At 45.2% G+C, this 24,263-nt stretch carries 32 protein-coding genes, 1 tRNA gene and 1 riboswitch; of the genes, 7 read left to right on the top strand and 26 right to left on the bottom strand.

The genetic code is table 11. The features are described from left to right. Positions 1 to 9 precede the first annotated feature (9 nt). From gcvPB to gcvT, 3 genes are read right to left on the bottom strand one after another with little or no spacing between them, the layout of a single operon-like run. Entirely contained in the window at positions 10 to 1,467 is a 1,458-nt protein-coding gene (gcvPB, locus tag BLT53_RS09190; protein WP_090234305.1) for an aminomethyl-transferring glycine dehydrogenase subunit GcvPB, read from the bottom strand. Next, positions 1,467 to 2,807: an aminomethyl-transferring glycine dehydrogenase subunit GcvPA gene (gcvPA, locus tag BLT53_RS09195; protein WP_090234306.1), complete on the bottom strand. Its 1,341-nt coding sequence runs from the start codon at positions 2,805 to 2,807 to the stop codon at positions 1,467 to 1,469. Before gcvPA ends, gcvPB begins: the two co-directional genes overlap by 1 nt. A 27-nt stretch (positions 2,808 to 2,834) precedes the next feature. Next, complete coding sequence (gcvT, locus tag BLT53_RS09200; RefSeq protein ID WP_090234308.1) at positions 2,835 to 3,932, bottom strand: glycine cleavage system aminomethyltransferase GcvT; 1,098 nt, start codon at positions 3,930 to 3,932, stop codon at positions 2,835 to 2,837. 208 nt (positions 3,933 to 4,140) lie between these two features. Beyond that, positions 4,141 to 4,226: riboswitch (glycine riboswitch) on the bottom strand. Between the two features lie 164 nt (positions 4,227 to 4,390). On the opposite strand from gcvT, the gene BLT53_RS09205 reads away from it, so the two are divergent. After that, entirely contained in the window at positions 4,391 to 6,079 is a 1,689-nt protein-coding gene (locus tag BLT53_RS09205; protein ID WP_090234309.1) for a DEAD/DEAH box helicase, read from the top strand. Next, positions 6,048 to 6,842, top strand: a complete 795-nt coding sequence (locus BLT53_RS09210; protein ID WP_090234311.1) for a YqhG family protein — start codon at positions 6,048 to 6,050, stop codon at positions 6,840 to 6,842. Before BLT53_RS09205 ends, BLT53_RS09210 begins: the two co-directional genes overlap by 32 nt. A gap of 27 nt (positions 6,843 to 6,869) precedes the next feature. On the opposite strand, the gene moaA is transcribed toward BLT53_RS09210, so the two are convergent. The 10 genes from moaA to comGA form a co-directional block, all read right to left on the bottom strand. Beyond that, positions 6,870 to 7,889, bottom strand: a complete 1,020-nt coding sequence (gene moaA, locus BLT53_RS09215) for a GTP 3',8-cyclase MoaA (RefSeq protein ID WP_090234312.1) — start codon at positions 7,887 to 7,889, stop codon at positions 6,870 to 6,872. 82 nt (positions 7,890 to 7,971) lie between these two features. After that, positions 7,972 to 8,148, bottom strand: a complete 177-nt coding sequence (locus BLT53_RS24670; RefSeq protein WP_170834289.1) for a YqzE family protein — start codon at positions 8,146 to 8,148, stop codon at positions 7,972 to 7,974. A 17-nt stretch (positions 8,149 to 8,165) separates the two neighbouring features. Beyond that, a complete protein-coding gene (locus tag BLT53_RS09220; RefSeq protein ID WP_090234314.1) occupies positions 8,166 to 8,693 on the bottom strand; it encodes a shikimate kinase in 528 nt (175 codons plus the stop codon). Further along, complete coding sequence (gene comGG / locus BLT53_RS09225; RefSeq protein WP_090234315.1) at positions 8,690 to 9,070, bottom strand: competence type IV pilus minor pilin ComGG; 381 nt, start codon at positions 9,068 to 9,070, stop codon at positions 8,690 to 8,692. Before comGG ends, BLT53_RS09220 begins: the two co-directional genes overlap by 4 nt. Continuing rightward, entirely contained in the window at positions 9,067 to 9,507 is a 441-nt protein-coding gene (locus BLT53_RS09230) for a competence type IV pilus minor pilin ComGF (protein WP_090234317.1), read from the bottom strand. Before BLT53_RS09230 ends, comGG begins: the two co-directional genes overlap by 4 nt. After that, positions 9,453 to 9,794 (bottom strand): type II secretion system protein, encoded by a 342-nt coding sequence (locus tag BLT53_RS09235; protein WP_090234318.1) that lies wholly within the window; start codon positions 9,792 to 9,794, stop codon positions 9,453 to 9,455. Before BLT53_RS09235 ends, BLT53_RS09230 begins: the two co-directional genes overlap by 55 nt. Further along, complete coding sequence (comGD, locus tag BLT53_RS09240) at positions 9,778 to 10,221, bottom strand: competence type IV pilus minor pilin ComGD (RefSeq protein ID WP_090234320.1); 444 nt, start codon at positions 10,219 to 10,221, stop codon at positions 9,778 to 9,780. The genes BLT53_RS09235 and comGD overlap by 17 nt, the downstream gene beginning before the upstream one ends. Continuing rightward, on the bottom strand, positions 10,205 to 10,510 hold the full coding sequence (comGC, locus tag BLT53_RS09245; RefSeq protein ID WP_090234322.1) for a competence type IV pilus major pilin ComGC: 306 nt from the start codon (positions 10,508 to 10,510) through the stop codon (positions 10,205 to 10,207). The genes comGD and comGC overlap by 17 nt, the downstream gene beginning before the upstream one ends. A 13-nt stretch (positions 10,511 to 10,523) precedes the next feature. Further along, complete coding sequence (gene comGB / locus BLT53_RS09250; protein ID WP_090234323.1) at positions 10,524 to 11,564, bottom strand: competence type IV pilus assembly protein ComGB; 1,041 nt, start codon at positions 11,562 to 11,564, stop codon at positions 10,524 to 10,526. After that, positions 11,561 to 12,622: a competence type IV pilus ATPase ComGA gene (gene comGA, locus BLT53_RS09255; RefSeq protein WP_244520386.1), complete on the bottom strand. Its 1,062-nt coding sequence runs from the start codon at positions 12,620 to 12,622 to the stop codon at positions 11,561 to 11,563. The genes comGB and comGA overlap by 4 nt, the downstream gene beginning before the upstream one ends. A gap of 123 nt (positions 12,623 to 12,745) precedes the next feature. Between comGA and BLT53_RS09260 the strand changes: the two genes are divergently transcribed. Both BLT53_RS09260 and BLT53_RS09265 read left to right on the top strand, forming a co-directional pair. Then, positions 12,746 to 12,820 (top strand) — tRNA-Gln (locus BLT53_RS09260). A gap of 131 nt (positions 12,821 to 12,951) precedes the next feature. Next, a complete protein-coding gene (locus tag BLT53_RS09265) occupies positions 12,952 to 13,194 on the top strand; it encodes a DUF2626 domain-containing protein (RefSeq protein WP_061971029.1) in 243 nt (80 codons plus the stop codon). A gap of 206 nt (positions 13,195 to 13,400) precedes the next feature. Here BLT53_RS09265 and BLT53_RS09270 read toward each other — a convergent pair whose 3' ends face one another. Both BLT53_RS09270 and BLT53_RS09275 read right to left on the bottom strand, forming a co-directional pair. Then, positions 13,401 to 14,477 (bottom strand): class I SAM-dependent methyltransferase, encoded by a 1,077-nt coding sequence (locus tag BLT53_RS09270; RefSeq protein ID WP_090234325.1) that lies wholly within the window; start codon positions 14,475 to 14,477, stop codon positions 13,401 to 13,403. Position 14,478: 1 nt separating this feature from the next. Beyond that, on the bottom strand, positions 14,479 to 15,108 hold the full coding sequence (locus BLT53_RS09275; RefSeq protein ID WP_090234326.1) for an MBL fold metallo-hydrolase: 630 nt from the start codon (positions 15,106 to 15,108) through the stop codon (positions 14,479 to 14,481). 72 nt (positions 15,109 to 15,180) lie between these two features. Here BLT53_RS09275 and BLT53_RS09280 point away from each other — a divergent pair, with 72 nt between their 5' ends. Both BLT53_RS09280 and BLT53_RS09285 read left to right on the top strand, forming a co-directional pair. Further along, positions 15,181 to 15,663 carry a hypothetical protein gene (locus tag BLT53_RS09280; protein WP_090234328.1) on the top strand — a complete coding sequence of 161 codons (483 nt, stop codon included), beginning with the start codon at positions 15,181 to 15,183 and terminating at the stop codon, positions 15,661 to 15,663. A 125-nt stretch (positions 15,664 to 15,788) separates the two neighbouring features. Continuing rightward, positions 15,789 to 15,971, top strand: a complete 183-nt coding sequence (locus BLT53_RS09285; protein ID WP_090234329.1) for a DUF2759 domain-containing protein — start codon at positions 15,789 to 15,791, stop codon at positions 15,969 to 15,971. Between the two features lie 53 nt (positions 15,972 to 16,024). Here BLT53_RS09285 and BLT53_RS09290 read toward each other — a convergent pair whose 3' ends face one another. The 5 genes from BLT53_RS09290 to BLT53_RS09310 form a co-directional block, all read right to left on the bottom strand. Continuing rightward, positions 16,025 to 16,330, bottom strand: a complete 306-nt coding sequence (locus tag BLT53_RS09290) for an MTH1187 family thiamine-binding protein (RefSeq protein ID WP_090234330.1) — start codon at positions 16,328 to 16,330, stop codon at positions 16,025 to 16,027. A 99-nt stretch (positions 16,331 to 16,429) separates the two neighbouring features. Continuing rightward, a complete protein-coding gene (locus tag BLT53_RS09295) occupies positions 16,430 to 17,620 on the bottom strand; it encodes a M14 family metallopeptidase (protein ID WP_090234332.1) in 1,191 nt (396 codons plus the stop codon). A 118-nt stretch (positions 17,621 to 17,738) separates the two neighbouring features. After that, positions 17,739 to 18,716, bottom strand: a complete 978-nt coding sequence (locus BLT53_RS09300; RefSeq protein WP_090234334.1) for an ROK family glucokinase — start codon at positions 18,714 to 18,716, stop codon at positions 17,739 to 17,741. Positions 18,717 to 18,743: 27 nt separating this feature from the next. After that, positions 18,744 to 18,935 (bottom strand): YqgQ family protein, encoded by a 192-nt coding sequence (locus BLT53_RS09305; protein WP_090234336.1) that lies wholly within the window; start codon positions 18,933 to 18,935, stop codon positions 18,744 to 18,746. A gap of 72 nt (positions 18,936 to 19,007) precedes the next feature. Then, a complete protein-coding gene (locus BLT53_RS09310) occupies positions 19,008 to 20,048 on the bottom strand; it encodes a M42 family metallopeptidase (protein WP_090234337.1) in 1,041 nt (346 codons plus the stop codon). A gap of 128 nt (positions 20,049 to 20,176) precedes the next feature. Between BLT53_RS09310 and BLT53_RS09315 the strand changes: the two genes are divergently transcribed. Next, positions 20,177 to 21,043: a hypothetical protein gene (locus BLT53_RS09315; RefSeq protein WP_090234339.1), complete on the top strand. Its 867-nt coding sequence runs from the start codon at positions 20,177 to 20,179 to the stop codon at positions 21,041 to 21,043. Here BLT53_RS09315 and BLT53_RS09320 read toward each other — a convergent pair. The 6 genes from BLT53_RS09320 to rpmG all read right to left on the bottom strand — a co-directional run bounded on the left by BLT53_RS09320 (position 21,024) and on the right by rpmG (position 24,211). Continuing rightward, entirely contained in the window at positions 21,024 to 21,740 is a 717-nt protein-coding gene (locus BLT53_RS09320; RefSeq protein ID WP_090234341.1) for an HAD family hydrolase, read from the bottom strand. The genes BLT53_RS09315 and BLT53_RS09320 overlap by 20 nt on opposite strands. Before the next feature lie 31 nt (positions 21,741 to 21,771). Further along, positions 21,772 to 21,948 carry a hypothetical protein gene (locus BLT53_RS24990; protein WP_164988836.1) on the bottom strand — a complete coding sequence of 59 codons (177 nt, stop codon included), beginning with the start codon at positions 21,946 to 21,948 and terminating at the stop codon, positions 21,772 to 21,774. 44 nt (positions 21,949 to 21,992) lie between these two features. After that, positions 21,993 to 22,604, bottom strand: coding sequence for a molybdenum cofactor guanylyltransferase (locus BLT53_RS09325; protein ID WP_090234342.1), 612 nt, complete (start codon positions 22,602 to 22,604; stop codon positions 21,993 to 21,995). Continuing rightward, the gene (locus BLT53_RS09330) at positions 22,592 to 23,386 is read right to left on the bottom strand and encodes a DUF92 domain-containing protein (protein ID WP_090234344.1); all 795 of its coding nucleotides are present in this window, start codon (positions 23,384 to 23,386) and stop codon (positions 22,592 to 22,594) included. The genes BLT53_RS09325 and BLT53_RS09330 overlap by 13 nt, the downstream gene beginning before the upstream one ends. Beyond that, a complete protein-coding gene (locus BLT53_RS09335) occupies positions 23,386 to 23,958 on the bottom strand; it encodes a 5-formyltetrahydrofolate cyclo-ligase (protein WP_090234346.1) in 573 nt (190 codons plus the stop codon). The genes BLT53_RS09330 and BLT53_RS09335 overlap by 1 nt, the downstream gene beginning before the upstream one ends. A 103-nt stretch (positions 23,959 to 24,061) precedes the next feature. Then, a complete protein-coding gene (gene rpmG, locus BLT53_RS09340) occupies positions 24,062 to 24,211 on the bottom strand; it encodes a 50S ribosomal protein L33 (RefSeq protein WP_061971060.1) in 150 nt (49 codons plus the stop codon). Between the last annotated feature and the right edge of the window lie 52 nt (positions 24,212 to 24,263).

The following is a 24,263-nucleotide window of genomic DNA, read 5'->3' on the forward strand; positions in this document are numbered from 1 at the left end:
TATTGCTCTTTACTTTACATAACGTAATACCGGTTTACGGGCAGCCATCGCTTCATCCAGCCGCTTAACGACAGTGGAGTGAGGCGCTTCCTGTACAACCTCCGGTGACTCTTCTGCTTCTTTGGCGATTTGGATCATAGCATCGATGAATTCATCGAGCGTTTCCTTGGATTCGGTTTCCGTCGGCTCAATCATGATCGCTTCCTCGACAGATAGCGGGAAGTAGATAGTAGGCGGATGATACCCGAAATCAAGCAGGCGTTTCGCCATATCCAAGGTTCGAACACCAAGCTTCTTCTGTCTTTTTCCGGACAGAACAAACTCATGCTTACAATGCTGGGTGAACGGCAGATCAAAATGCGGCTCAAGCCTTCTCATCAAATAGTTGGCATTCAGTACCGCATACTCGGACACCTGTTTCAGCCCGATCGGTCCCATTGTGCGAATATACGTATACGCACGGACATTGATGCCAAAGTTTCCGTAGTACGGTTTTACCCGGCCAATGGACTGTGGACGGTCGTATTCAAACGTAAACCCTTCCCCTTTTTTCATCAATACCGGCTTTGGAAGGAATGGAATCAGATCCTTTTTCACACCAACAGGTCCTGATCCCGGTCCCCCCCCGCCGTGCGGCCCTGTGAAGGTTTTATGCAGGTTAAGATGGACGACATCAAAGCCCATATCTCCTGGACGCGTATAACCCATAATCGCGTTCATATTCGCCCCGTCATAATACAGCTTACCGCCGGCTTCATGGACGATTGCTGCCATCTCAAGGATATGTTCTTCAAACAAACCAAGCGTATTCGGATTCGTCAGCATAAGTGCAGCCGTATCTTCTCCTACCACACGCCGTAAATCATCAAGGTCCACCAATCCGCGGTCATCCGATTTGACCGTAATGGAATCAAAGCCGGCTACTGTGGCAGAAGCAGGATTAGTTCCGTGTGCGGAATCGGGTACAATAACCTTTGTGCGCTTTTGATCGCCATTGGCTTCATGATAGGCACGGATCATCATAAGCCCGGTCCACTCCCCATGAGCACCAGCAGCAGGCTGAAGCGTTACCTCGTCCATGCCTGTGATTTCAGCCAGCGACGTTTGCAGGTTATACATCATCTCCATGGCACCCTGAACCGTTTCTTCTTCCTGAAGCGGATGAATTTGTGCAAAACCGGCATACCGGGCCACGTCTTCATTGATTTTCGGATTGTATTTCATCGTGCACGAGCCGAGTGGATAAAATCCCGAGTCAACGCCGTGGTTGCGTTTGGAAAGCGCGGTATAGTGGCGCATGATTTGCAGCTCGGAAACTTGCGGCAGCTCTGCAGGCTCGGTGCGGACGTAATCATCGGGCAGCAGCGAACCAAGGTCTGCTTCCGGAACATCGAGAGCCGGGAGACTGTAACCCACTCTGCCTTCTTTTGATAGTTCAAAGATAAGTGACTGATCTTGAGTGTTCATTATAGCCCCTCCAATACGTTTGCCATTTTATCAATCTCGCTCTTGGTGCGAAGTTCAGTTACGGCAATCAGCATATGATTTTCGAGTTCAGGAAAGTCCCTTCCAAGGTCATAGCCGCCGATCATTCCGTGTTCAAGCAGCTTTTTATTGATTTTTTTGACCGGACCATTCAGCTTCACAACAAATTCATTAAAAAATGGCGCTTTATATGGAATGCTGAATCCTTTTTCAGAGAGAATGTTTTTCGCATAATGTGCTTTTTGGATGTTTTGTACCGCAATCTCTTTTATCCCCTGCTTGCCAAGGGCTGTCATGGCAACAGATGCAGCCAGCGCATTCAGCGCCTGGTTGGAACAAATGTTGGACGTTGCCTTATCACGGCGGATATGCTGCTCACGCGCCTGAAGGGTTAAAACAAAACCGCGTTTACCGTTTTCATCCACTGTTTGGCCGACAAGCCGCCCCGGCACCTTTCTCATCAGCTTTTTGGTTACAGCAAAATAACCGCAATGCGGGCCGCCGAATCCCTGAGGAATCCCAAATACTTGTGCATCTCCTACGACAATGTCCGCTCCGAATTTCCCAGGAGGAGTCAATACACCAAGAGAGAGTGGATTGCTTGAAACGACAAACATGGCTTTTTGGCTGTGAACAATTTCTTCAATTTCCTTCAAAGGTTCCACATTGCCAAAGAAGTTCGGATATTGGACAAGGACACAGGCTGTTTCTTCGTCCACCGCGCTTTTTAATTCTTCCAGATTTGTTAATCCATCCTTCGTTCCAACTTCCACCACTTCAAGACGCTGCCCGTTGGCATACGTTTGAAGCACTGCAAGAGATTCGGGATGAACACTTTTGGATACGATAATTTTTTTGCGTTTTGTCTGTCCTGCCGAAAGGAGAGCAGCTTCTGCAAAGGCTGTTCCCCCATCATACATGGATGAATTCGCCACATCCATGCCTGTCAGCTCACAGATCATCGTTTGAAATTCAAAGATCGCCTGCAGCTCTCCCTGGGAGATTTCCGGCTGGTATGGGGTATAGGCGGTATAAAATTCTGAACGCAATGTCACATGGTTCACAATAGAAGGCGTGTAGTGATCGTACACCCCAGCTCCCAAAAAGCTTGTGTAATCCTTGGTGTTGATATTTTTCTGCGACAGCGCAGTCATATATTTTACAAGCTCAGGTTCAGGCAGTGCAGGTTCGATCTGCAAGTCGCCCTTAAAACGTACGTTTTCCGGAATGTCTTTAAACAGTTCTTCTGTGGATGAAATGCCGGCCGCTTCCATCATTTCCTTTTTGTCTTGCTCGGTCATTGGCAAATAACGAAATGTCATCACTGTGTCCTCCCTTTAGGGCTTTGATTAGCTGCGTTTATAAAATGGCGACTTTACAACAACCGCCTTCAAGCGTTTCTGCCTGATTTGCACATCGACTTCGGTTCCTAATTCGGCAAATTCTGTTTTGATGAGCGCGAGACCCAAGTTCTTCTTCAAGGTTGGTGATTGTGTTCCGGTTGTAACCTCACCAATCTGTTCGCCATCCTTGAACACTTCATATTGAGAACGCGGAATCCCTTTATCAATCATCTCAAGGCCGACCAGTTTTCTTGGTGCCCCTTCTTCCTTCTGTTTCTTTAACACTTCTTTGCCGATAAAGTCAGCTTCTTTATCTGTTTTTACCGCAAAGCCAATCCCTGCTTCAATTGGGGTAATGTCTTTAGTGAGCTCCTGTCCGTAAAGCGCAAGTTTCGCTTCAAACCGTAGCGTATCGCGTGCACCCAATCCGCAAGGAACCACGCCTTCTTCCTTGCCCGTTTCAAGAATTACATCCCAGAGCTTGACGGCCGCTTCAGGAGAGCAGTAAATTTCAAATCCGTCTTCGCCTGTATAGCCCGTGCGCGATACGAGCGCATGGACTCCCTGAAGGCTGACATCACGTTTGAATTTGAAAAAGCCAATGGAGGACAGATCGGTCTCTGTCAGCTTTTGCAGTACACTTTCTGCGAGCGGTCCCTGTAATGCTAGCTGGGCTGTTTCTGCAGAAATATTGGTCAGCTCAACCCCTTCAACCAGATGTGACTGTAGCCAGTCAAAGTCCTTTTCGATGTTGGACGCATTGACAACAAGCAAGTAGTGGTGGTCGCTGTACTTATACACCAGCAGGTCATCTACCGTGCCGCCGTTTTCGTAGCACATCACCGTATATTGAGCGCCGCCTTCCTTTAATTTGGAAAGGTCATTGGTCAGCATGCGCTGTAAAAAGTCACTTGCTCCTTCTCCTTTTACTTCAAATTCACCCATGTGCGAAACATCAAACAGCCCTGCTTTCGTACGAACCGCTTCGTGTTCCTCGCCAATACGGGAAAACTGGACAGGTAGCTCCCAGCCTCCAAAGTCAATCACTTTTCCGCCATGACCTTTGTAAATGTCAAAAAGTGGTGTGCGCTTTAAGTCCCCCATTACGTTTCCTCCCTTTCATCCATCATTGGTAATATTCAAACAATTCCAAGTAAATAAACCATCCGCCTGCAGAATATGGAAAACACAAAAAAGGACAGAGAAATACCCTTATTCAGGTATCCCTCTGTCCTTCAACCAGTAAGTTTGGAAAGGGGCATGCCCCTTCGTTTCTTCGTTGGTGGTCCATAGTGGACGCTCTCCAGAGACGCGTCAAACAAGAGTCTTTTTGCCTGAGAGTTTCGCTCCTGCTTGCTCCTTCGGCGCTACCGAAATAGTCTCTCCTCTTGCCTTCATTCGCAAGTATGTTATTGTTGTCCGTCGTCCATACTAGTAAATAGGTTTTGCCTTGGAAACACATTATTATCCTATCATTATTTTAGTTTAAAAAGCAACGCAATTTTGAGAATTGAAAACCGCTGTGTGCAGGCGGATTATGATACATAGAAAGGAAAGCGGCCATGAATCTTAATATCAACTTTAACCGGGAATGGCATGACGAATTTATTAAACGAATGGACGATGATGGCCCCTGGACAAAATGGGAGTTATATAACCTGGCGCTTGAAGCGGAAAAGAACTTATCAATCCCCGATTTTCTCGGTCTGCAGGCTCCGGGACATCTTCCGCAGCTTACCTTCCTTCCCCATCAGCTTGAGGTTGCAAAAACCGTGATTGAAAAAATGAACGGCAAAGCCATCCTCGCCGATGAGGTCGGGCTTGGAAAAACGATTGAAGCCGGGCTGATCCTGAAAGAATACATGATCAGGGGGCTTGCCAAAAAGGTTCTTATCCTCGTTCCCGCTTCCCTTGTATTGCAGTGGACCGGAGAATTAAACTCCAAGTTTTTTATACCTGCGGTGGCGCAAAAAAAATCATACGTTTGGGAGCAGTGCGAAGTGGTCGTATCCTCAATCGATACCGCAAAGCGACAGCCTCACCGTGACATTGTCCTGAACCAGGATTATGACATTATCGTGATCGATGAAGCTCACAAGCTTAAAAACAAAAACACGAAAAACTATGAATTTGTTCAGCATTTAAAAAAGAAGTTCTGCCTTCTCCTCACTGCTACACCGGTTCAAAACCGCGTAGAGGAAATCTTTAATCTTGTTTCCTTATTAAAACCCGGGCATCTTGGCAATCAGGAAAACTTTGATAAAGATTTCAGAAACGACAAGCATTCCTTAAAGAACGAAGAAAAGCTGAAGCAGCTTGTAAACAAAGTGATGGTCCGGAACCGAAGGGAAGAAACAGGGCTAAAATGGCCCAAACGGTTTGTTAAAACCATACCGATCACCCTTTCTGAGACCGAGCGCAATTTGTACAGCAGCATTTCGGATCTTAAGGAACTGCCTCAGTTCAGCCGAAGCAAATTTTCAGTTTTAACCTTGCAGCGCGAAGTCTGCAGTTCAAGAGAAGCCTGCTTCATGACACTTAAGAACATGCTTCAAAAAGACCCTAATTCCGAACATACGATTGTTCCTATCATGAAAAAAATAGAAGAGGTCACCCAAAACTCCAAGGCAATGAAAACGCTCGAGCTCGTACAGTCGATCAATGACAAAGTGATCATCTTTACCGAATATCGCGCCACCCAGCTCTATCTGCAATGGTATTTGCAGCAGCATGGCATCTCTTCGGTACCGTTTCGCGGCGGATTTAAGCGGAGCAAGAAAGACTACATGACCCATCTGTTTAAAAACCATGCACAGGTGCTCATTGCCACAGAAGCAGGGGGAGAAGGCATTAACCTCCAATTTTGCCAGCATATCATTAACTATGACCTGCCGTGGAATCCGATGCGAATTGAACAGCGGATCGGCCGGATTCATCGGATCGGACAAAAAGGTGACGTTCATATTTATAATTTTGCAACAGAGAATACCATAGAAGAACGTATATTGAACCTCCTCTATAACAAGATCAATCTGTTTGAAAGCGTGATTGGTGAGCTTGATGAGATTCTGGCTAAGTTTGAACTGAAAAACATTGAAACTTACATCTCTGATATTATGCTGAACTCGGAAAGTGAAGGAGAGATGAAAGTGAAAATGGACAATCTTGCCTCGCTAATCAATCTGGGCGGAGGCATAAAAAAGAAAGGCTGGGAAGAACATGCAACAGCACGAGATTCATCATTTTCTTGAACGTTATTTTGAAGCCAATGAATGCACGGTGGAGGCACGGCACCCCAGCTATATGAAGATTCAGCTGACCGTGGAACTTGATAAGCTATTGATGAACCGACCGTTTTACTGGCACTATCTGGAGAAAACCGGCGGTGTTCCCAATCCCCTGGCCCTCACACTTGTAACGGGTCAACAAACCCCTCCGGACGGTGGTGGAGAGTTTATCCATTTTGGTTCGCCCCGGCTTCACCAAATTTTTGCTTCCACCAAGAAACTGGGTTCTTTCATTCGGATGTATGAATCCATCACCCAGCATTCCGGGCAAAACATTGCTCTTCACCCTTGGCTGTGTGTAAATATGAAAACCTCATACCAGTGCGACCGCAAAAAAGACCGGATTTCTTCCTATGGGATTCACCTCATTACTGGACGCATGGTAGAATCTTTTCATGACAAGCTCTCAAATCTTCCGCTGACGCGCAAGATCCCTGACTTCTGTTACACCCTTTCCCCATTCATCCGGCCCATTAGTGGGTTAAAACGGATCGAAGCGCTTGTGGAACAGGAAATCCGGCAAGATGACCACAGCTGGGCGGAAGATGCCAAGACAAGATGGCGTGAAGACGAAGAGCTTTTGGACCGCTTTTATGAGGATGAAGAGGAAAAGCCGGAGTACTACCACGTGGAAAAAGAAGCACTCCGCACTCAGTATGAACCAAAAATCAACGTTGATATCATTAATGGCGGATTATTTTATTTGTCTGAGACGGTGATGTCATAATCCTCACAACAAAAAAGAGAGCTGCAATCAGCCCCCAATATAAGACATCTCAATTTTCTTTCTTGTAGCCGCACCCTCCCGGCGTTCGTCGGAATAACGGTCAGTACGATTTTCCCAAATTCTGGAAATAAGTGTATCCAGCTCTTGATCTGTAGCCCCTTCTCGAAGGGGTGTTTTAATGTCGGTTCCGTTCGAAGCAAACAGGCATGTGTACACCTTGCCGTCAGCAGACAACCTTGCTCTCGTGCAGGAGGAACAAAAGGAATCGCTGATGGATGAGATGATGCCAATCTCATTTTCTCCATCGGCAAACTGATAGCGGGAAGCAACCTCACCGTAATAGTTTTCCGGCACGTGTTGAAGAGGCAGTTCGCTTTGAACGGTCTTAAGAATTTCTTCCTTCGTAACAACTTCTTTCATGTTCCATCCGTTCGTAGTCCCTACATCCATAAATTCAATAAACCGAAGAATATAAGGTGTTTTCTTAAAATACTTGGCCATAGGGAGAATTTCCTGTTCGTTCACTCCTTTTCGGACCATCATGTTAACTTTCACTTGCAGACCCGCTTCATGAGCAGCCTTCATACCTTCGAGCACCGGCTTCACGCCGATTCCCCTGCCGTTGATTCGGCCAAAAAGGTCGGAATTAAGAGAATCGAGGCTGACGGTAACCCGGTCCATCCCGGCTTTCTTAAGCTCATGGGCGACACGCGGCAAGAGAACACCATTTGTCGTGAGAGCAAGATCTTCGAGACCCTTGAGCTGGTTCAGTTTCCCGATGAGATCCGGAAGGTCCTTTCTCATCAGCGGTTCACCGCCCGTAATTCTCAACTTGGTTACACCTGAAGCAACAAAACGCTCAGCAACCTTAATTATTTCATCAAAGCTTAAGAGCTCTGTCTTTTCCAAAAAAGGATAGTCCTTGTCAAAAATTTCTTTCGGCATACAGTAGGTACACCGGAAATTGCATTGGTCTGTTACTGAAATCCGTAAATCTTTCAGAGGCCGTTTCAACCGGTCCAGCAATGCTTTTTCATTTCCCATCATTACCACACTTCTTCATTATAGGTTAATTCAACCCTATCATATATTTTACAAAATGAACAATGTTAGGATTGTACTGTCACTACTACTTTTTGTTCTTTTTAAACGCCATTCCAAGTGAGAACGGAAGCATGCCAAAAAGCGAAACGAGAACTGGCTGTTTTCGCTCCGCTTTTTGCTGTTTCAGATAAACTTTTTCCTCTTGTGTCCGGCTCAGCCGTTTAACAAGAGACTCAATCAAAAATTTAAAATACGCATTCACGGGAAACAACACCTTTTTTATCGTTTGTCCCCAGTGTATCCCATTTCAGAGCGCTTTAACCTTGCTGCAATGCGTTCGGCCGCTTCCTCCGGATCGCATCCTCCCGTCTCGAGCGCCCAGTGGCAATCCCGGTAAAACGGAAGCCGCGCTTCAAATAGCTTTTGCATTTCCTTCTTTTTTTTCTGGTTAAACAGTGGACGGCTTGTGTCTTCTTTCAGCCGTTCAAAAATAGTTTCCAGGGAACAGCTCAAAAAAATGACAAATCCATTCTCCATCATAAATTTTCGGTTTTCCGCGGAAACCGCCAGACCTCCGCCTGTCGTAATGACGGCATCTTCCTTTGGGAGTTCAGCAAGAATGGCTGCTTCATAGCTTCGGAAAACCGCTTCTCCATCTTCGGCGAAGATTTCGGCTACGGTCTTTCCGTATGTTTCTTCAATCAAATGGTCCGTATCAATGACCGGCAAGTCCAGCTCTTCACCGAGCAGGGATCCCACTGTCGTCTTTCCGGAACCCATGAATCCTGTTAAAAATATCGGCTTCAACTTGTACCCTCCACCCACTTGGTAATCTTTTTTGTCTCGCTATTATAATATAAAATTACGCTTTTTGTCTGAACGTTTTTCAAACTGGCTGATAGTTTTATCTCAATTACATGTAGCCCTGTCTTATTTATCTGACAGTCCACTACTCCTTCACCGAACTCATACCGGCTTGCAGGAACATTATCATTGTCCTGTTTTAAAGTTCGGAGGATTTCACTGCTTGTTATTTCAATCATCTGATCGAGTTGAAAGCGGTGCTTTTGGTCCGCTAAGAATTGTTTTTCTCCCAAATACATAAAGAGCTGATGAGCAGTCAGCATGGAAATAATCAGACAGAACACCAGCACCACCGGAAAAATATATCCCTTTTCATTCATGGAGACAGCCCGTTCTTGCGGACAAAAACCCTCTTATACACATGGGAAGCTGTATCGGTAATCACCAATGTAACGGCAGAATCACTAATAGAAGGTCGGAATTGCTTAACGCAAAACAGCCACGTCTCATATCCTTGTCCATTGATTTGTTTTCGAATTCTGTTTTGATAATAAGAAAAGCTGATCTGCTGGCCGGATTCTGAAGTAAGAAGCAGCACTTCAGCATTCGCAGTAACCTGATTGGCTTCCCGAATCAACGGGCCAATGGACATATAGAAAGATTCCAGCTCTTCTGCAGGAACCTTGTTCTCCATTGGAGGGGAAAGAACCTTTATTAAAAGGGGAGAAAGCGAGGCAAGTATCAGAAAAATAGCAAGGGCAATTACCGTTTCGATGAGGGTAAAGCCATTTGGTTGACTTTTTTTATTACACCACATTCACTGTACATCCTTTTATTTTTACCGGTAAATGCAATACAAAGCGCTCCTTCCCGGAATTCCCATTTGAATTCCCCTGTTTCTCCTGCCACCGCCCCTTCTTTCAACTCACTTTCATCACTGAGCTTATTGGAAAGAAGCTCTAGCGCTTCCCGTTGCTGCTGAAGGGTAAAGCGTTCATGATAAATCCGGTAAAGCACGGGAGCGGCGGCACCGATCACGATTGAAAGCACACTCATGGCAAGCAGTGTTTCCATGAGATAAAAGCCATTACAATTTCTCCACATAAAACCGCCCTTTACCAAGCAAAAACACTAGCCGGTATTTCCCGGCACTCGTTTTAATCAGCAATGTACCCGATGAACTGATGTTTCCGTTTTTCGTGTACGTGATTTTCATGGTCATGGTGGAAGATTCCACATCAACCTGATCCGCATACCTAACCTCTTTGAATACACTGCTTGTCCCGCTGCCTACCACATAACGATGCTGATCGGGGTAAATGTGCAGGAAAACTACCTTTTGGTGTACCACAGCCTGCCGCTGTGTAAAATACAGATCTCTTTTTAACTGTTCCAGAAAAAAATGCACCTCCCTGCTTTTGTAGTAGCTTTGCAATGAAACCGCTGTTACTCCAAGCAAAATGCCGCTGATGGATAAGACGATCAACAGCTCAACCAAGGAGTATCCGTTTACCTCAGTTCCCCGCTTCAACCACTACACCGTTTTGAAGTTCCAGTGCTTTGCCGCTTGGACACTTTACGGTATCTACATAATCTTCTGTTACCAGTTGACCGAGGTCCGTTAGTTTCGTCCCTTTTTCCGCTTCATACGCTCCAACCTGTCCCTGAACGAGATCGATCGTCGCCTTGCAGCCTATATCCTTTGCGACACCCAAATTTTTCGCCATGCTCGGCAAGGCGATCAAAAGGAGCACAGAAATAATGAGAAGCACGATCATCATTTCGATCAGGGTGAAGCCGTCTTCGTTTAATTCTTTCATTAACCCACCTCTTTTATTGAATTGAATCCATCATATTAAACATCGGAAGCAGCATCGACACAAACATAACTAGAATAGTGCTGCCGATAAAAAGGAATAATACCGGCTGCACGATGACAATGTATCTGGACAATTTTTCTTCTGCGAAACTCATCAGCATTTCACTATAGTCAATCAACTCTTTGCCGAGCAGCCCCGACGTATGGCCATGTGCAATAATCACTGAGAGTTCCGGAACAAAATAACGTCGTTGTGCAACAATGTCCTCAAACTTCAATCCATTCAGCAGATCCTGCTTCATCTTGATGGCTTCATACCGAAAAAAACGCATGTATTGGTTCCCTTCAAGGATGACGAGCGCATCATTGATCCCCAGACCTCCTTTTAGAAGACTTCCAATCTGTATAGAAAACTGATGGGTGATCCAGACAGCAAGAAGTTTGTTTAAAAGCGGAATACGGAGAAGAAAGCTAATTTGTCTCGATGGGTGCATGTTTTTTAATATAAAAAAATAGACAGCGCCAATTGCTGCAACTCCTGCTAACATCCATCCCAGGAAAAACGGAAGTTTTTTTAATAAATCGATCATGAAGGTCGTAAACCAGGGGAAATCAATGTTCAATGAGGAATACAGAGAGAGAAAATGAGGAATAAGAAGGCGGAACATAATAAAACAAACAGAAAGAACAATAAAAAACAGAAATACAGGATAGCGCACAGCTTTTAAAAACCGTTCTTTCATCTCTTCTTTTTTTCTTAACATCTTGCCCCCTTCCATTACACTGAAACACAAATCACCATGCTTTTCGGATAGCTCTAAAAACCCTAAAACTTCACTTGAAAATTTTTCTGAAGCCAATGCTTCATGAAGAGAATAACCTTTAACAAGTGAATCATACACCCGGTACATTCCATTTTTCATCCACTGATGTTGATGAAGCTTGAGAATGTGAATCGCTTTGGGAAGTGTGTAGCCCTGTTCTAGCAGACGGCCCAGACGGAGCAAGAAATCTCCCTGCTGCTTTTTGCTCCAGCCCCTTTCCCTGTTTCTCATCGACCCACTCCCCACCTGTGAAGAGTGTTCATCGGCAGAAATCCCAGCGCCATACCCTGCTTCATAAAATAATTCAGTGTTTGTAAACCACCTGGCCGATCCGAGTTGCCCCGGATCCATTTGATCCCTTTTTCCAGCCCGGATTCTGACAATAATTCATATAACCCCATTCGTTTGTCATTTCTTCGCATAAAGCAGTATGGTTCACAATAGAGACCGCAATACGGACAGCTTAGCGAAAGCAGCCGTTGCGAAACAATTCCAAGCAATGTTTGCTCAATTTCCTGAACCGAAAGCCCGAATTCGACCAACCGGTACAGGCAGCCGAGGGCATCCTCTGCATGCACAGTAGACAAGACCAGATGCCCGGTCATTCCCGCCCGGATAACCAGCTTCGCGGTGGTCTCATCCCGGATTTCTCCGATCATGATCACATCGGGATCGTGACGAAGCAGTGATTTAAATCCTTCACCGTAAGTAATTCCTGCTTTTTCATTGACTTCCATCTGCAAAAACAGATCCATTTTCTTTTCTACCGGATCTTCAAGCGTCAATATATTTCTGATGTCCTTGGTTTGGAGGTATTGAAGAAGAGAATACATAATTGTAGTTTTGCCCGAGCCGGTCGGCCCGGAAAAGAGGATAAGTCCGCTTGAGCGGTTGAGTAATGAATGAAGGCCTTTCAGGGAGTGAGGAAAAAGAGCAAGCGATTCAAAATGAGCAGGACCACTTTGGGGGAGCAGCCGGATGACAAGACTTTCATGGAAAGCTGTTGGCAGCGTGGAGAGCCGGAGATGAAGCAATGTTCCGTTCAGATCAAGGTCCATCGAGCCGTCCTGTGGCCTGCGTTTTTCACCAATATCCATGCCGGCCTTAAATTTAAAATGGGAAATGAGCCGCTCAAAAAACACGTACGGAACTTTTTCAACAGGGTGCAACTGACCGTCAACCCGAAGCTGGATCAGCCCTTGATTGCGCAGGGGTACAAAATGGATATCAGAGGCATTGGTTCTGGAGGCTAGCTGAAGCAATTCTTCGCTTTTTGATTCAATCGGCAATGAACTATCACCTTCTTTCTGTGGTTTCTGAATCAATTCGACAATATGCGCGCATTCCCTTTTAAAAAATCATCTTTTTTTGTATATTTCGTTCGACACGAGCCATACTAGAAGTAGTGCCGATGGGCTATAGCCAAGTGGTAAGGCAACGGACTTTGACTCCGTCATTCGTTGGTTCGAATCCAGCTAGCCCAGCCAACTTTTGTGAAAGAACACCTACCTTGTGTTCTTTTTTTGTTTTTCCAAATCCAGTTAGATTGGCATTTACAATTGTGTAAAAATTCATATATAATACAGGTGAGTTCTTCGGTGAAAAGGGAGGGATACATATGGCAAGAATGTACAAGGTTTTGGGCTTTTGGACTGGAATTATTGCAGTGATGGCCTATCTTGGAGATCTGACTGACATGTCTCTATTATTTTTGGGCCAAACGATTTTATTTGTTTCATTAAGTTACCTGAATTTATCTGAGCGTATGTATATTTATATTTTTGGCGCTTATTTAACAGTCTTTTTTGTCGGCTTTACATACTGGACAACATTCATGATGACTCCCGGTGGCGGTCACTAAAGAAAAGCGTAAGCGGCCTGTTAAAGTCCGACAAGCGCTGGAGGTCTTACACAACAACACGCTTTTTGTGTTGTGGAGTAAGAGTGAAGCGACCGATGACGAAATGGAATTCAATTTCGTCTTTCGAGGACTTATGCTGAAAACGAGTTTTCAGCCCTGGACGCTGAAGCTGGACATTACTTCTACAAAAAAAAGAAAACGGTTGCTTAAGAGCAGCCGTCTTTTTTTTGGATTAATATTTGAAAATACCGGCTGATGCTGTTGTCCATGATCAACGAGCGGATCGCACGGTTTTTTTTATGTTCAGGAGAAAAAGGATCCCTGCCAGCGTTTTTAACCAGGTGGTCCAGTATCCCGTTTTCAAGCAAAAACTCCTGCTGCGATTGGAAGCAGGATGTTGAGCATCCATAATCTCCTCCCACTTTCCGTACGCAGTCCCAGTGCACATGGGAGGTTAAATCCATTTCTCCCGGATGGGAAAGCGGATTTGGAATGAGCTGGTGGCGGTAATAGCCCCGCAAGCTTCCTTCCCGAATCTCCGGCCGCCTCCATTCCTCTTCTGTATAACCATAATCCGCACAAACAACAAATCCCCGCCTTATCCACTCATACAGCATACCTAGCCAACTGGTCATAGCAAGCGGAATCTCCATCGTTTGTCCGGGTTCCAGTTCTCTTTGGTAGTCCTCGATCCACTTCCTAAGTTGACCATCCGCATGGACTGCAACATTAATAAGGTCCCCATTTTCGTTCAGAGCCACCCGTACTTCTTTTAAACCGCTTGATGTTTGCTTGACAACATGGACCGGCAAGGCATCGAGCAGCTCATTTCCAAACACAATCCCGTGAAATGAGGGACACACAGACTGAAATTCTTCAAGAGATGAGTAACACGACCAAGAATGACCTACGAGCTTTCTTCCGACTCGTTCCGCATGATACGGACTTGATTCGATCACCACATAGTCCAGTGCCGGATATCCTTTCGCCTGCCACTCGTCAAGGACACTTTTGGCAAAGGAACCGTCTCCCGCCCCGATCTCACAAATGACAAATGGAATTTCGAGCTCCCTGAACATGGAATAAAAGACATCGGCCCAAACAGCGCCATACACGGCTGAAGTTGTGCCGCTTGTATAAAAATCCCCATTTCGGCCAATTTTTTCCTTATTCTTTTGGTAATACCCATGTTTCGGGTGATACAGCGCCATTTCCATGAACGTCGCATAAGAAACAGAGCCGCCAGGAGCATTTTTTATGCGTTCCCGGATGACGGAGAGCATATCAAAAACCGCTTAAAAAAGGATTGGAGTCCATTTCGGCACCAATGGACGTTTCCGGTCCGTGGCCGGAAAGAACGAGCGTTTCTTCCGGAAGGTTTAAGAGCTTGTCGTGAATACTTTTTAGTAAAAGCTCGTGATTGCCTCCATACAGGTCGGTCCTTCCAATGCTGCCAGAAAAGAGCGCATCTCCAGAGAAAACAACTTCCTCTTCTGCTGCATAATAGGACACACTTCCAGGGGAATGCCCCGGTGTTTCAAATACCTTAAAGGTAAAGCTGCCGATCTTCAGCTCACCCTCCTGTGTAATCAGATGGTCAGCATCCTTGGCGACAATTCGCTGCATAAAATGAGCCGAACCGTTTTTGCTCGTGTCTCCGAGCCAGTCCTCTTCCTTCTTATGTATGTAAACCGGAATGCCCCATTTTTCACGGACTTCATCCACTGCACCAATATGGTCAAAATGCGCATGCGTAAGAAGGATGGCAAGCGGCTTCACTCCTCTTTTTTCAATCAAGGTAATAATTTTCTTGCCTTCACTTCCCGGATCAAAAATGATTCCTTCCTTATTTTTATTCCACAATACATATGTATTTTCCTGAACAGGGCCCACGGTCAATCGTTCCCAACTCATAGCTATCCCTCCATTGCAATCTGTTTTCCCCTATTTTACACTAAAAACAAAAACGATGTGGAGGAAAGACATGTGACAATTTGCTATGGGATTGAAATGAAACCAGACACGACCAAAAAGCCAGGTGCCCTTGCCCAGGTGGTCAGAAAGACAGCAAGCCTCGTTTCTGTCTCAGACCGGGACGGTGAAATTGCCATTGTTGAGACCAAGGAAGAAGCGTTGCGGTTAAAGGAGTATTATGTATCACAAGGCATGTTTGAAGACATCCATCCACTAATCCGAATGGAAACATTCCAGCCCACCGGACACTTTCCTGATTATGGGCTCCTTTCCGCTGCACATCGTTATTACCTGTTTGCGGATCTCGTGTTCGGTTTTCACCTTTCAAACCCGCAATCCGGTGAGACGGACCAGTTTATATTTCAATTGGAAGAGCACCTAATTGGAACTGACACAACAAAACAAGAAAAAGTCTATTATGCCGACCGGGCTGAGCGGGAACTCATTGAAAAATATGCAAGTGCTTACAATGTCTCCATTACAGTTGATTTGTGAAAAAAGGACACTGTACAAACGGTTACAAAACAAGTAAAATAGTACAAGGTAGTATCCGTCTGATTTGCTATACATAGGAAATTTAGGAAGAACTTAGATTACTACAGAGTAAGGGGGCATAGGATATGGGATTAGCCATCATTTTTGCTATTGTTACGATTTTAGCTGCTCTAGGTTTACTGCGTTCTTTAAAAATTAAAAATATGTTAGGTTCCGGTTTTGCATTCCTTACATTGGCCGTATTCGGCTGGTTTACCGTTATGACCTTTATTGATGTGTTCACAGGCGGAGGCTCTACAGGTCACTAAACCAACCAGCAAAAACCCATCGGGCACTTCCTGTGCCGATGGGTTTTTGTTTTTTAATTCATTTGGGCTCGGACACTCTCGAGCTTCGATTTCATCGTTGATGGCTTGTCCCTGCGGTCATCAATGCGGATATTGGTTGCCACGCGCTGGATCCCCTGAGCGAAAGGAGCCTCATGCATATCTTTAATCACTTGCAAAAGCACGTCCAGTTCCCCTTCAACTATGGTGTTCATCGGAGTCAATTCATAGTTGATTTGCTCTCCATAGCTTTCCAGTACACGCTGAATTCCGGCCACATACATGCTGACACTGGGAGTCTCTGTCCCAATCGGTATCACTGTGATATCAATAATCGCCATTTTCTTACCTCCAATAAAATGATTTCCCTATTAGTTTATCATGCATGACAACAGATCTAAAAAGCAAAAACCCGGAATGGAGTTCCGGATTTTTGCTTTTTACATATACAGACCCGCAAGAAAAATCCCGAGTATATCTTGGTAGATTTCGTCAAACTGTGAGAGCGGCAAAGGGTTGACTCCGTACCCGAGTTCAATCGTAAAGCCCGGACGCCGAAATTCCTGAATAAACCAGTCTTTATAGCCGGCATAACTGTCAACATACTGTACAGCTTTGTAGCCGCTCACTCTCTCAAACTCCCGTGCTATCTCTTCCGCTTCAGGCGGTTCTTCCTTTTCAAACCCCCAGTAAAACTCCTTCCCCTGTGTATGGAGAGCAATGACCCGGTCAAAATCTTCCGCAAAGGCAAGATCTGCCATCGCCCGGGCTTCCGGCTCTGAAAGCGGATAGTCTCCGGGATAATCACGTGGAGCGGCTTTCTGCGGCTTTCTGACTTTTTCCTTTTCCCAGCGGGCCGGAAGCTGGTTGTTCAGGTCGACTCCCCGGATGTTGGCTTTCCAGTCTTTAAAGTCAATTGACTCCTTGTTTAGGGACTTAACAAGACTATGAAAAGGCTCCTGCACCGGCGGTCCATGCAGCACAAGATCGACACCGTCCGCATCCACCATAGGTACAGCAGACAGCGTTGCTTGTTCATAGAGGGTAAGCATATTGATTCCGCGGATCGGGATATTGTTGGTCAGTGCGAGCAAGTAATCATTCAAGAATGTCATTAATATCCCCGTAGTTATCCATTCATTCGCATGAAAAGAAGCATTAACATGCACCTTTTTTGCTCCTCTTCCGCATTTCAGCTGAACAAGTTCTTTTTTTAAAACCGAGTGCCCAATGATTTCACTCTGTATAAAGGGATACAGTTCACATAACTTCTGAAGATCCTTTTGAAGGGTAGGATAGTCATAAGGTACCCCGGAGGACACCACTCTTGCTGATGCACGCTTTGGTACGAAGAGCTTAGCACCAATATGAAGGAACTGGGTATCAACGAGTGGATTTAATAAACCTATGGCATCCGGGTGAACACGGCAGGTTTGAGAGATGGAATGCACCGTATCTCCTTGTTTGATCAATATGTCCTCTGCAAAATACCCGGGCAGCCGAACGAAAGATCCTGGCTGCAACTCTTCCGGATTCAGCTTAGGATTGGAATCAAGCAGCAGCTGTAAGGGGAGATCAAATAATTGGCTGTAGTAGGAGAACGTATCTCCTTTTCTTACCGTTATCTTCATAAGCTCCTCCTCCTGAATTCGCCTCTACCTTTCATTTTATTCGTCTCACACTGTGGATATGAAAATAAAGAAAACCATGCTTGATTCATAAGCATGGATTCTTCCTATCTTTATTTGATTACATTACCATTTCTTCATGAAGGGTTTTGGCCATATAGGCGCCACCGTAGACACCGGCATCGTTTCCTAAGGAAGCGATCGCAAACTCTGTTCCTTCTTTTACAAGGGGGAGGGCAAACTTTTCAAAGTTTCGTTTTACCGGCTCGAGGATTTTATCCCCTGCTTTTGACACACCGCCGCCTAGAACAATTTTTCCAGGATTGATGGTACATCCCAGGTTGGCAAGCATAAAGCCGAGGTGATACCCGACAAGCTCAAGCACATAAAGAGCAAGCTCATCTTTTTTGTCAGCCGCATCAAAAACATCCTTGGACGTGATGCCGCCTTCTTTTTCCTCTTCCTTGTGCAAGAGCGAACCAGGATAATTCTGCAGTCCTTCTCTTGCCAAACGGCATATGCCTGTTGCTGAGGCAACAGTTTCGATACATCCTGTCTTTCCGCAGTTACATGGGGCACCGCCTTCAGGAATCGCTGTGATGTGGCCGATTTCCCCGCCCATGCCGTTTTTGCCGTGAACAATTTTTCCGTTGGAAACAATTCCGCCACCGACTCCCGTTCCGAGCGTGACACAAAGAAGATCTTTCGCACCATCTCCAGCGCCTCTCCACATCTCGCCTACAGCAGCCAGGTTTGCGTCATTGTCCACTACTACCGGAAGACCGGTTTCCATTTCCAAGCGTTCTTTTAACGGAAAGTTAACCCAGCCGATATTGACCGCGTGGTAAATGAATCCTCTGGACAAGTCAATAAATCCGGGGGCACCCATTCCTATGCCATGAAGTCTCGACTTGCTGGTACCAAGCTCGTCCAGCACAGAATCAATGCTCTTGGCGATATCCTTCGTGATGTTCTTTCCTTTATCCGAAATATCCGTGGGAATTTCCCACTTTTTGATCAGGTCGCCATAATCGCTGATAAATGCCATCTTGATGGTTGTTCCACCCAAATCAACGCCTACATACCATTTCTCATCCATTGCTGTCACCCTTTATATGAATTTTAATTAGCTGTATTTTTGCATGTTTGACTTGATCACAAGGAGTGCCATCTTATAGTCCTGCGGATCGATCATCCCGGACTCATACAGAGACCGCACTTCTTCCTCCATCATTTCCAGGTCCGCGAGCCGATGGCCTGTATAAATGAAGATGCCAAACCTTTTTAATAGCTGCTGTACATCATATAGCGTTTTCATTTTATCACCCTGCTTATTATAGCAGAGACTGACGAAAAAAACCGCTGAAAAGACAGCGGTTTCTTTTGCTTTTTATGCAAGTTTTGATTGTACATAATGAAGAAGCAAATTTGCAGTATGCCGAAGTGAGCTCACATGAGTGCGCTCGTAGGCATGGGAGTCAGCAATTCCCGCCCCGACTAGTCCGTGCTTAATATCAAAGCCCGCCTTGATCGCTGCCGAAGCATCGGATCCGTAATAAGGATAAATGTCCACGCGGTAATCCACACTGTGTTCCTGGGCAAGCTTCACTAAATGTTTGCGCAGTTCGTAATGGTACGGGCCGCTTGAATCTTTCGCACAAATGGAAACACTGAATTCGTCTGTGGATTGTCCGTCTCCGATGGCGCCCATGTCAACCGCGATGTATTCTACTGTCTCTTCTGTGATATTGGAATTGCCTCCATAACCGATCTCTTCATTGTTGGAGATCAGAAAATTAACCGTATAAGGAAGTTCGATTTTATGGTCTTTGACTACCTTGATGAGGTGCAAGAGAATCCCGACACTGGCTTTGTCATCAAGATGCCTGGATTTAATAAACCCGCTTTCCGAGATTTCCACACGCGGTTCGAAGGAAACAAAATCACCAACTGAAATGCCGAGTTTCTCTGTTTCTTCTTTTGTTTTTACTACTTCATCGATCCGCACTTCGATATTTTGCTCATCGCGCTTCGCATCGCCGGCATCTTTATACACATGAACCGATGTCTGATGCATAAGAATGGTTCCCGTATACGTTTTTCCGTCTGCGGTATGAATCTTGCAGTACTCACCTTCTACAGCATTCCAGCGGAATCCCCCGATCATTGTGAGCTTTAGTCTCCCGCTGCTTTTGATTTCCTTTACCATCGCTCCAAGCGTATCTACATGAGCCGTCAACAGACGATGCTTGCTGTCGTCATTTCCTTTCAGGGTAGCAATCAATCCCCCTTTATGGTTCAGGTAAAACGGCACATTTTCTTTCTTGAGAAAATCACTGACATAGGAAATGGCATCCCTTGTAAAGCCTGAAGGGCTTGGAATGCTGACCAGATCCTTAATGTTCTGTACAATTTCTTTTTCATTAATCATAAAATTCCTCTCTCCTATCTGAACCTTCTTTTAACGATTTCTTTTCTTTCCGCTCATTTCCTTCTTCTTTCTTTAACGTTTGCTGCATACACATGGAACAACAGTCTGTCCAACGGGGTGGTATTAAGATGAAAATGAGAAATTGGCTCGGCATAGTTCTTCCTGCATTTTTCGCAATCCTCTTTTTTATGTATCATTTTGGCAAGGAACCTGTAAAAGAAAGTATCATTTTCTTTCCGATTGATAATCAAGTTTATTTTACAAAAGCGAATACAAGTGTCCGTTTGAGCGGTTCCACCCCTGAAAACTATACGCTTCAGTGGAACGTGGCTTCCGAAACCAATCAATCAGTCTATCTTCGCCAGGATATCTCCCTGTTGTATGGCAACGGCGTCCTGGCCAGCACAATGAATAAATGGAAACAGGATACCAAAATCATCGAGGAATCCAAAAAGGTTTCCGGGCGAAATGAACGGCTGTCCCAGAGCGTCAGCTTTCATTATGCTGAAATCCACAAAAACGAAAACACGTATCGAAGTGCACAGGCCATGAGCGGACAACGTATGTACGTCTATCAAAAGGGGGCTTCCTTCGCGTCGTTCCAAAAGCCACAATCACAGGCAGAGCGGACTGCGAAAACGAAGCTGGATGTAAAAACCTACTCTTTTCTGCAAAAAACATGGACCGGCGCAAAACAATTTTACAATGTAACCGGTGCAAATTACTATTCAGTTGCTCTCACAGACCTGCCACAATACCAAAAGAACCCCCTCCCTGGCTTTACGCAAGAGCAAACCAATAAGATTATCGGAAACCTGTGGGAAGGGCTTTACAAAAATTATTTTCTCGGGGTGAAGAAAAGCAACGGCCAAAAGGTCAGCCCGATCGGCAGCAGTATGCCGCTGATTATGTTCAGTAAAGACAAAACCCATCTCATGGTATTGTTCAACCTGAAGGATGGGGAATTCATCCAGCTTATTCAATATACGAGATAAGCAGTTTGTGCAGCTGACAAATGGAGAAGACTGCATGTCCGACAATCCCTGTGTTTTCACTTTGCGTTGTCATCCAGATGGCGTCCCATCCCGCATTTTGGGCGGGCATTATATCAAGCAGCCAAGTGTCACCCACGTATAAAGGATGTTTGCAGCCGGTTTGCTTTTGAACAAGGTAGAAAACCTGGGGATCTGGTTTTTCAAATGGCATTGTACCCGAAATAAAAACCGTTTCAGTAGATATCCAGTCATCAAGTGATAGAGCCTTTATTTTTTTCTTCTGTAGCTCCTCTTCCCCGTTGGTAATGATGCCTGTAAGGATCTGATGGTCCTTTAATGCTTGAAGCAGCCCTTCCATGCCTGCGAAAAGTACACAATAGGAAGGAATATAATGGCGAAGAAGTTGTTCAAACGAGCTTGCATCTCCCGAAACTGATAACATCCCGCACTCCTTCAAAGAGAGTAAAAATCTTTTTTTCTGATAAGCGGACCGGGAAAGTTTCCCGTTTTCGTATTCTCCCCAGAACCGGTCACAGCAAGCTTTAAAGCGCCGAAACCATTGTTCGGCGCTTGCCCCTCCAGTAATGTCCCCTTTTTTCCAAAGTTCTGCAAAGCTTTGCAGAGCAGCGAGCCGGAATACCCGTTCATAATCATACACTGTATTATCCAAATCAAAAAAAACAGCATCAACTTTCATGGGGATAAAAGAAGAGGCGCAAAGAAGCGCCTCAAAACATTTCCTTCATAAATTTATCACGGACACCTGGAAACGACATCATTTTGCCAACCGCCACACGCCGGATCAGCGGTACTCCAAGTATGACGTTTAGCAGCCGGTAGCGATATTGATAACCAATCAGAACCAAAGCAACAAAAAGGACAAGCTTGATGAAAAATCTGGTCACAGAACATTCCTCCTTGTCCTTACTGTTTGCATAGACACCCGAAATTATTCGAATCGCCCCTTTTCGATATATTGCTTGTACTCTTCATCCGTGTTAATGTTGATAAACATCTCCCGAGGAAGATCATAATCCTCTGCCTCAACAAAAATGGTATTCACCGACTGCAGCAAGCTGTTCATGCTTCGCCTTTCCCCCAAAAGAAGCCGGACAATGTGATCTTTACAGCTTTTATGATAAATGGCAGCGAGCGGTTGATTTCTGCCCGAGGCCACAGGAACAACAGCTTGGGTACCCTGTTTCTGATCAGCTACGGAGAACAGCTTCTCAAACAGGAGGGGCAAAACAAACGGCATATCACAGGTAACAACCGCATACCAATCCGGCTCATCTCTGCTTACCATCCCCGAAAGAATTCCTGCGAGGGGACCTTGACCCTGATATTGGGGAAGGTCGAATATTAATATTGCCTCTGCATGCTTCATACGATCTGAAATGTCACACCGTGAAACAAGAACAACATCATCCGTTATTTGTTTCAAACAACCAACCGCATGTTCATAAAAATACCTATCTTTATATCTTGCGAACGCTTTATGAAACGGGAAACGCGTTGATCCGCCCCCTGCCAGCACAATGCCTGCCTTTATTGAAGCCAAAACATCATCACCCCTGCCGCGAGACCTGCCAGCATGCTCGAAATAAAATTGACTGTGTTGTTGTTAACCGAAGACCAGCCCTTGATTTGTTCGGTTGGAACCCCGCAATGGGTGTGTTCTTCAACTTCCGATCCGCATATAGAACAGCGAAAGCCAAGCTGTACCGAGCCTCCAATAATAGTATCGAGAACATTACCGAGAAATCCTGCTAAAAATGTCAAAAACAAAACATAAATCGTCCATCTGCTTTCAAAAAACAGCAAAGCACCTGTAACACTGATCAAGAGCGAGCCCAACGCAGCCGCTGTCAGACCAAGTGGAGAAACTGCTCCAGATATTCCTCGTTCCACCCGGCTTCTGCGCAAAATATGATATGGCTCACCTTTTGAAAGAACACCGACTTCTGATGCCCATGTATCAGCGGCCGCTTCTGCAAGACTGGCAATAAACAGGGCAAGCCAAAAAGGATGTGGAAAAAGAAGATAACCTCCTCCCGCAAGGAACGCAGCACCTCCGTTGGCAAAGACCTGTCCTGCATTTCTTCCCTTTGATTCAACCGACAATGTGCGCAGTTCCTTCTTTTTTTCTTTTCCCCATTTGCTCAGTAATGATGAGCTGATAAAGAATAACAGCAATAAACCGAAGCCTTGATATCCAAAAGCCGCGCATACCACTACGCCAAGCCCCCAACTCGAGAAAGCACCATCGAGTGTCAGCATCCGAAGCTTATAAGCAATGGCGACAAACAGGCCGAGAACCACCATAAAAAAGGCAAAAACCATCACTTTCCGTCCTTCTTTACGCCTTTATCCGTAATAATCCACTCCACAGGTACATCAAACGATTCAACCGGAATACTGTTCATATACTGAAAGTCAAAGGCAAGTGAAACGGTTGTGCCATGGTAACCGGCGAGATACCGGTCATAAAAACCGCCCCCAAATCCAATGCGGTAACCATCGGGATTGAAAATCAATCCCGGAACAACCATAAGATCCATATCCTCCGCCGGTGTAAGTTCAGTCATGCCGATAATTGGTTCGTAAAGATCCATGTACACGTTTTCAAGCTCCTGGAACGATGTAATCCGATGAAAATCCATTAGCCGTTCACTGACCGTGCTGCACTTTGGCACACTCACCTTTTTTTCATCATCCCATGCTTTTTGTATGATCTGTTTCGTATCCACTTCAAACCCTCTAGAAACCGTAATTCCAATATGCTTTGCGTTCTTCCATACAGGCAAACTGAACAGTTGCTGTGCGATGTCTCCGCTTTTTCTTTTATGTATGGCAGGATCGAGTGAAAGGAGTTGTTCCTTCATCATTTTGCGCAATTGCTTTTTTGTTTCCATGCTGCAGCTCCTCTTATGTGTAATACTATTCTTATTTTATCAGGGTCAGCGCCATGAAAAAAGCCGCCAGTCTTCCTTATGGAATGTGGCGGCCTTTCGTACATTACTTCGTTTCACGGTGCAATGTGTATCTTTTTAGTCGTGGGCTGTATTTTTTAAGCTCCAAACGCTCTGGGTTATTACGCTTGTTTTTCTTAGTGATATAGTTACGATCACCAGTCTCAGTGCAAGCAAGAGTGATGTTTACACGCATGTATTTTCCCTCCAAACCTTAACCATTACAAAAATGGTGTACTGCTTTGATT

It is taken from the genome of Fictibacillus solisalsi (assembly GCF_900103485.1).
Classification (GTDB): domain Bacteria; phylum Bacillota; class Bacilli; order Bacillales; family Fictibacillaceae; genus Fictibacillus_C; species Fictibacillus_C solisalsi.

Bases quoted from the DNA above. Each gene is read 5' to 3' on its own strand.
- comGG (WP_090234315.1), bottom strand. From the start codon at position 9,070: ATGAATGAAAAGGGATATATTTTTCCGGTGGTGCTGGTGTTCTGTCTG.
- BLT53_RS09295 (WP_090234332.1), bottom strand. From the start codon at position 17,620: ATGAAGATAACGGTAAGAAAAGGAGATACGTTCTCCTACTACAGCCAA.
- BLT53_RS09275 (WP_090234326.1), bottom strand. From the start codon at position 15,108: ATGAGTTGGGAACGATTGACCGTGGGCCCTGTTCAGGAAAATACATAT.
- rpmG (WP_061971060.1), bottom strand. From the start codon at position 24,211: ATGCGTGTAAACATCACTCTTGCTTGCACTGAGACTGGTGATCGTAAC.
- comGC (WP_090234322.1), bottom strand. From the start codon at position 10,510: ATGAAAGAATTAAACGAAGACGGCTTCACCCTGATCGAAATGATGATC.
- BLT53_RS09290 (WP_090234330.1), bottom strand. From the start codon at position 16,330: ATGGCGATTATTGATATCACAGTGATACCGATTGGGACAGAGACTCCC.
- BLT53_RS09210 (WP_090234311.1), top strand. From the start codon at position 6,048: ATGCAACAGCACGAGATTCATCATTTTCTTGAACGTTATTTTGAAGCC.
- BLT53_RS09335 (WP_090234346.1), bottom strand. From the start codon at position 23,958: ATGGAAACAAAAAAGCAATTGCGCAAAATGATGAAGGAACAACTCCTT.
- BLT53_RS09270 (WP_090234325.1), bottom strand. From the start codon at position 14,477: ATGCTCTCCGTCATCCGGGAACGCATAAAAAATGCTCCTGGCGGCTCT.
- BLT53_RS09205 (WP_090234309.1), top strand. From the start codon at position 4,391: ATGAATCTTAATATCAACTTTAACCGGGAATGGCATGACGAATTTATT.
- gcvPB (WP_090234305.1), bottom strand. From the start codon at position 1,467: ATGAACACTCAAGATCAGTCACTTATCTTTGAACTATCAAAAGAAGGC.
- BLT53_RS09330 (WP_090234344.1), bottom strand. From the start codon at position 23,386: ATGGTTTTTGCCTTTTTTATGGTGGTTCTCGGCCTGTTTGTCGCCATT.
- gcvT (WP_090234308.1), bottom strand. From the start codon at position 3,932: ATGGGGGACTTAAAGCGCACACCACTTTTTGACATTTACAAAGGTCAT.
- BLT53_RS09230 (WP_090234317.1), bottom strand. From the start codon at position 9,507: ATGTGGTGTAATAAAAAAAGTCAACCAAATGGCTTTACCCTCATCGAA.
- BLT53_RS09300 (WP_090234334.1), bottom strand. From the start codon at position 18,716: ATGGATGAGAAATGGTATGTAGGCGTTGATTTGGGTGGAACAACCATC.
- gcvPA (WP_090234306.1), bottom strand. From the start codon at position 2,807: ATGACATTTCGTTATTTGCCAATGACCGAGCAAGACAAAAAGGAAATG.
- BLT53_RS09285 (WP_090234329.1), top strand. From the start codon at position 15,789: ATGGGATTAGCCATCATTTTTGCTATTGTTACGATTTTAGCTGCTCTA.
- BLT53_RS09265 (WP_061971029.1), top strand. From the start codon at position 12,952: ATGGCAAGAATGTACAAGGTTTTGGGCTTTTGGACTGGAATTATTGCA.
- BLT53_RS09315 (WP_090234339.1), top strand. From the start codon at position 20,177: ATGAAAATGAGAAATTGGCTCGGCATAGTTCTTCCTGCATTTTTCGCA.
- moaA (WP_090234312.1), bottom strand. From the start codon at position 7,889: ATGATGGGAAATGAAAAAGCATTGCTGGACCGGTTGAAACGGCCTCTG.
- BLT53_RS09310 (WP_090234337.1), bottom strand. From the start codon at position 20,048: ATGATTAATGAAAAAGAAATTGTACAGAACATTAAGGATCTGGTCAGC.
- BLT53_RS09235 (WP_090234318.1), bottom strand. From the start codon at position 9,794: ATGTGGAGAAATTGTAATGGCTTTTATCTCATGGAAACACTGCTTGCC.
- BLT53_RS09320 (WP_090234341.1), bottom strand. From the start codon at position 21,740: ATGAAAGTTGATGCTGTTTTTTTTGATTTGGATAATACAGTGTATGAT.
- BLT53_RS09305 (WP_090234336.1), bottom strand. From the start codon at position 18,935: ATGAAAACGCTATATGATGTACAGCAGCTATTAAAAAGGTTTGGCATC.
- comGB (WP_090234323.1), bottom strand. From the start codon at position 11,564: ATGAGAAACAGGGAAAGGGGCTGGAGCAAAAAGCAGCAGGGAGATTTC.